General features: G+C 38.6%; 1 protein-coding gene. It reads right to left on the reverse strand.

All coding sequences use genetic code 11. From position 1 onward, the window contains the following. Positions 1–108: 108 nt before the first annotated feature. Complete coding sequence (gene rhuM / locus R2Q78_RS21815; protein ID WP_316794735.1) at positions 109–1,101, reverse strand: RhuM family protein; 993 nt, start codon at positions 1,099–1,101, stop codon at positions 109–111. Positions 1,102–1,234 lie beyond the last annotated feature (133 nt).

Genomic DNA, 1,234 nt, shown 5'->3' on the forward strand with positions numbered 1-1,234 from the left:
TGGAAGGAGTTGACAAGGTATTTGACCGAGTCAACTCCCTGTTAACACCTTGTTAGATCCCTGTCAAAAGCTTGATAAAGTAAAACGGTGTATTTTACTGGAATAAGTTTAATTATTGGAGTTGATCAGATTTACAATCACTTTCACCATAATGTCTTTTTCTTCCGCTTTGCTTTCGGCGATCATCAGTGTCAGTGCAACCAACGCATTATCCGCAATACGTTTCGAACCGTCAATGGCATAAAGTATTCCGTTTTTGTCCATGAACCACACGAAGAGGTATGCAGCGATACGTTTATTCCCATCTGAAAAGGAGTGGTTCTTTACCACGAAGTATAGCAGATTTGCGGCTTTTTCCTCTACACTTGGATACAGGTCGTCTCCGCCGAATGTTTGATAAATAGCACCAATAGATCCTTGAAATGAATCGTCTTTTTCATTTCCGAATAGCATACCGCCGCCGAATTTTTCTTTTAAGTCGTTTATTGCATGTTTGGCGTCGATGTAATTGAGGATGAATAATTCGTTGGGAGTCGTTCCCTCTATGGTTAATTGCTGATGGTCATACTTGTCGAGGATATCCAGCGCATATGTGTAGTCTGTGACTACTTTTAACAGCCCTGTAGCCTCGTCAGAGCTTAGTTCTTTGTTTTCGATCACGTTACTTAACAGAGCAACGGTATTCTTTAGATCAGCTAGCTGTTCAGCCTGGTCTTTTAAACGTTTTTCGTTGATGGAGTAGCCTTTAATGAGGTATTCTTTGAGTACTTTGTTGGCCCAGATGCGGAATTGGGTACCTCGTTTGGAGTTGACACGATAGCCTAGTGAAATAATTGCATCAAGATTGTAATGATTTGATTCTCTAGTTATCTCTCTGATTCCTTCTTTTTGAACTGTTCGGAATTTCCGAACAGTTGAGCTTTCCTCCAATTCACCTGTTGAGTAGATGTGTTTCAAATGTTCGCTGATGTTTGCTTTACTTGACTGAAAGAGGCTTACAATCTGTGCTTGAGTGAGCCAAATGGTTTCGTTTTCTAGTTTTACATCAATTGCTGTTTGTCCATCTGTGGTTTGGTAGATGATGATCTGATCTGTCTGCATAATTTTTATGGTTTTTAAATAAATAATCTAGGCAAATCTCCTTCAGATTATTTATAAAAACCACATTTCCAAAACAAATTTATTTTGTTTAAAATACTGATATACAGTTTGGTATATTGGTTTTTTGGACAGG

It is taken from the genome of Pedobacter frigoris, assembly GCF_032678645.1.
GTDB lineage: Bacteria > Bacteroidota > Bacteroidia > Sphingobacteriales > Sphingobacteriaceae > Pedobacter > Pedobacter frigoris_A.